This window comes from Hydrotalea sp., assembly GCA_030054115.1.
Taxonomy (GTDB): domain Bacteria; phylum Pseudomonadota; class Alphaproteobacteria; order JASGCL01; family JASGCL01; genus JASGCL01.
Map to the genome: position 1 here is coordinate 1 of JASGCL010000091.1, position 2046 is coordinate 2046.

1 protein-coding gene is annotated in these 2046 nt (G+C 48.3%); it reads right to left on the bottom strand.

Annotated elements, in window-relative coordinates; all coding sequences use genetic code 11:
• Positions 1-150 precede the first annotated feature (150 nt).
• The gene (locus tag QM529_07775) at positions 151-1746 is read right to left on the bottom strand and encodes a hypothetical protein (protein MDI9314553.1); all 1596 of its coding nucleotides are present in this window, start codon (positions 1744-1746) and stop codon (positions 151-153) included.
• Positions 1747-2046: the final 300 nt, after the last annotated feature.

Sequence of the window (2046 nt, forward strand, 5' to 3'; positions counted from 1 at the left end):
ACATCCTCCCTTATAAAAAGATTCGCCTGTTGCTGGCAATAAAATAAATTGCGCCGCGCCCTGCTATTTTTTTTGCATTCTTTTACGCTTATAACTACGCTACGCCGCTATCAACAAATCATGGAATGATTTTTTGATAAAATAAATTGTTTAAAAATTGAGGCCAAGGCCGAGGGTCGCGGCAACGCCGAGCGCGCCCTTCTTGCTTTGATAATTGCTGTTGTCATTGCCGTGATAGGCAACATCCCTCAGGGCGTAAAAATAACGGCCGGTAACATCGACATGGAAAATACCATTGTCATATTCAACCCCCACCAATGGTGCCAACACCAGCCCCACGCCAAATGGTGTTTGGGTCGTGGTCGCCGCGTTGGTGTTGGTGCCAGTGGTCGCTGGTGCTTGGGTTTGCGCCTGGGTTTGCGGCGACGTTTGGGTTTGCGTTTGCGTTTGCGGGGACGTTTGCGCTTGGGTTTGTGGTTGCGGATCGGTTTGCGTTTTATCTTGGGGTTGGGTCTGTGGCTCGCTTGTTTGGGCCGTTTTATTATCAATAACCGGCGTCACCACTATCGGCGTGTTGGAAATAACGATATTATTGCCATTTGCCACCGTGGCGGCGGTAACCGGCGGCCGAGAAAATTTTGCCCCCGGTTGCGGGTTGGCTAAAAAATAACCAAAGAGGCTGTCGGTATCCAGTTCAAAATCGCCATCATAATTGAACGCGCCCACCGGCACCGAACCAATATACCCCGCGCCCACCACGCCGGATTTCAACCGATAGGCCGTGCCCGAAGGCATGGAGATGCTGAAATAATTTTGACCATCAGTCGTCCCCAGCAACAACGTTACCGCGCCGGATTTAAAGTCGGCCAATAATTGCGCGTCGCTTATCCCACTGCCGCTTAAATCGGCCGAGCTGTAGATATTGCTGGCGGTGCCAAAGGCAACACAAGAATTGCCCGGCATGGCATAGGCCGGGGAATTAGCCGCCACAAAAACGCCATTAACATTGTCGCCGCCAATCACCAACCCACCATTATAGATAGCGGCAGATGCCCCATTGGAATCGGTGACAAATTGACAATCGGCACCGGTCGCCGCGGTTGGCGCGCGGTAAGAATAAAGCGCACCACCCGCCACCGCCACACCGGACGATGATGCACCGGGTGCACTCACCTGCAAATTATTTAAACTAACACCAACGCCGAACCCTAATTTCAACCCCCATTGCTTGTCGTCGCCGAGTTTTATTTTATAACTGGGCGTCACGGTGATTAAATTATAAGCCGCATCGTAATTATAGGTTCCGGTCGCCGCCAAAGCATTCCCGGCACTCCCATCGACGCCACCGGCCGACCATTTTTGATTGTAACGCAGGAAATCGGCACTGATGCCAAGCCCTGAGGCGCTTTCATAACCAAGCGAACCGCCGTAACCATAGGTATGAAATTCTGTCGAATTCCCCGCCACACCGCCCCAATTATTGCCAAAACCATAGACATAACCCGCATCGCCCTTGATAAAAAACCGGCCAGTCGAGGTTGGGACGATAACTTTCGCGATGGTTTCATTGTCGCCAGGGTTATTGATTTGGGCAAAAAACTCCACGGTTGAGGTATCATATTCCTGCGCCATGGAATTTTGCTGGGTAAGCAACGACGCCGCGCCAACAAAACCCATATATTTGATAGCCGTTATAGCCCAAAGCAATGCCCGCTTGGCCGAGGTATTAAGTAATTTCCTTTTCATTTGTTTCTCCAATCCAAATGTTTTGGTATTTTAACCTTTTTTCTAATTTATAATAGAATAATATACTACTTTGATAGGATTGTAAAGTATTATTTTATCATTTTTGACATAAAATCGTCTTTTTTTTTCGATAATCACAAAAAAACTGGGATTATTGACTATTTCGGTGGCTTTTCGGCTAAAGATTTCGCCGCGACCCTATTTTTCTATAATTCTTGCCTCTGCTTGCCCGCCACTTGTCCCCATGCGCAAAAAAAAGTGAATTTATGTGTTTTAAGGGCAAAAAACTTGTTGCGGAAC